This is a genomic window from Streptomyces ipomoeae 91-03 (assembly GCF_000317595.1).
Classification (GTDB): Bacteria; Actinomycetota; Actinomycetes; order Streptomycetales; family Streptomycetaceae; genus Streptomyces; species Streptomyces ipomoeae.
In genome coordinates this window covers 1-2,326 of record NZ_AEJC01000253.1, presented here as the reverse complement: position 1 = coordinate 2,326, position 2,326 = coordinate 1, and the positions used below count along the sequence as shown (strand labels likewise).

1 protein-coding gene is annotated in these 2,326 nt (G+C 63.7%); it reads left to right on the top strand.

What is annotated here, in order from left to right; translation table 11 throughout:
- The first annotated feature begins 552 nt into the window (after positions 1 to 552).
- The gene (gene ltrA, locus STRIP9103_RS16535; RefSeq protein WP_048820140.1) at positions 553 to 2,298 is read left to right on the top strand and encodes a group II intron reverse transcriptase/maturase; all 1,746 of its coding nucleotides are present in this window, start codon (positions 553 to 555) and stop codon (positions 2,296 to 2,298) included.
- The last annotated feature ends 28 nt before the right edge of the window (positions 2,299 to 2,326 follow it).

Below are 2,326 nucleotides of genomic sequence, written 5' to 3'. Positions count from 1 at the left end.
AAGCGTAAGCCCAAGAGCGGCACGGCCATCGGGCCGCAACAGGCGAGGGGAAGACCGGACGGGCTAATGCGAATGAACCCTTGACGAAATCTCGTAACTCCTATGCCGCGTCGATGGTGAGCTGTCGGCGGCAGACAGGCCCTTGCGCGGAAGAGCGCACAACGACCCCGGAGGATTGGCGCCGAAGGGGGAGGACACCGTCGGGCCCGGGATTAAGAGGGAGCCCACCCCGGCCGCATCTTGTGGGAGTGGAACGTGGAAACCCCGTTGGAGTCCGGGAGTTGATCCCGGTAAGCCGGAGGTAACGAAGGACCAAGCCTCCAGCGGGACAGGATGATCCGAGAAGCGAACGCCGACAGGGCGAAAGCCCAGAGGAAAAGGACGCGGAGTCCTCAGCCGCACCCAATAACTCGTCGGATACGAGGCGATGCCCGGCCCGAAAGGGAGCTCACGCGGATCAGGTAGGCCCGTGAAGAAGAACTGCGAAGAACCCCGAACCGAAGGGCAAGTTGGATGCCGAAGGTAGGTGTGGCAGTGGCCGCTACGGTGGCGATGCCTCCCACGACGGCGAACGGACCGGAGGACTACGCCCAGACCTGGCACAGCATCGACTGGGCCAAGGCGGAGGCGTCGGTACGGCGACTGAGGCAGCGCATCTTCACAGCCGCGCAGGAAGGGGACCTGAAGAAGGTCCGGAACTTGCAGAAGCTCATGCTGCGGTCCCACTCGAACACGCTCGTGAGCGTGAAACGGGTGACGCAGCAGAGCACAGGCCGTCGGACGGCCGGGATCGACCAGGAACGCGCGCTCACTCCGAGCGCGCGAGGGCGGCTGGCCGCTGAGATCACAGCGGAACGCTCGCCTGGAAAGCCCCTGCCCGTCCAGCGCGTGTACATTCCCAAAGCCAACGGAAAGCAGCGCCCCTTGGGTATTCCAGTTATCCGTGACCGAGTCCGCCAGGCCCGCGTCAAGAATGCACTGGAACCCGAGTGGGAAGCCCGGTTCGAGCAACGAAGCTACGGTTTCCGCCCCGGCCGGGGCTGTCATGACGCGATCGGCGCCATCTTCAATATCGCGGGCCAGAAACGGGCCAAGCGGTTATGGGTGCTCGATGCTGATCTGACAGCGGCGTTCGACCGTATTTCGCACGACCACCTGATGAGCCTCATCGGTACTTTCCCGGCGCGGGAAGCGATCCGCGGATGGCTCAAGGCGGGAGTGATGGACTGCGGACGATTCTCGCCCACCGATGAGGGGACCCCTCAGGGTGGTGTGATCAGTCCGCTGCTGCTCAACGTGGCCTTGCACGGCATGGAGACGGCGGCCGGGCATCTCACAGAAGGACGTTCCCACAAGTCCCGACGAGATGCTCCGGTCCTGGTCCGGTACGCGGATGACTTTGCGGTGTTCTGCCACAGCGAAGACGAAGCGCACCAGGTCAAGGAGCAACTGGCTGTCTGGATGGCCCCGTGCGGGGTCGCCTTCAACGAGGAGAAGACATCCGTCCTCCACCTTGAAGAAGGATTCGACTTCCTCGGGTTCAACATCCGCAGGTACAGCGGAACTCTGCTGATCAAGCCGAGCAAGGCGGCTGTGAAAAGGGTCCGGGAACGACTCCGCAGTGAGGTGATCGGCCTGCGAGGGGCGAACGCCGGAGCTGTGGTGAGGAGGCTCAACCCGATCATCAAGGGGTGGGCCACCTACTACCGGACGGTGGTGTCCAAGGAGACCTTCAAGTCCCTGGACTTCTACGTGTGGACGCTCACACAGAAGTGGGTCAAGCACTCCCACCCGAACAAGCCGAAGAGCTGGCGACTGGCCAAGCACTACGGCGTCTTCAACTCGACCCGGAAGGACCAGTGGGTATTCGGTGACCGGGACACCGGCACCTACCTCTACAAGTTCAACTGGACCAGAATCGTCCGGCACGTGATCGTCAAGGAGGGCAACTCCCCCGACGATCCCTCGCTGGCCGAATACTGGGCGAGCCGCCGACGCAAAAGGGTGCCCGGGACCGCCGACAGGTGGACCATCACCCTCGCATCCCGCCAGAAGGGGATCTGTCCGCTGTGCAAACAGCCGTTGATCCCCGACGCCGAGTACACACCGGACAACCCTCGCGAGTGGGCCGCGTGGTTCTCGGCATCGATGAAGCCGCTGCACAAGCACCACTTCATCTATCGGCGCGACGGCGGCACGGACGAGCGGACGAACCTTCGCCTCGTACACGCTGACTGCCATCGCCAGCACCACGCCGGCGATCACAGAAGGGCCAAGCAAGATGACCGACCCGCGTGACTCCAGGGGCCCGCTTGAGCCGGATGCG

What these genes read in the sequence shown, in the direction of transcription:
- ltrA (WP_048820140.1), top strand. Translation starts at nt 553, where the DNA reads ATGCCTCCCACGACGGCGAACGGACCGGAGGACTACGCCCAGACCTGG.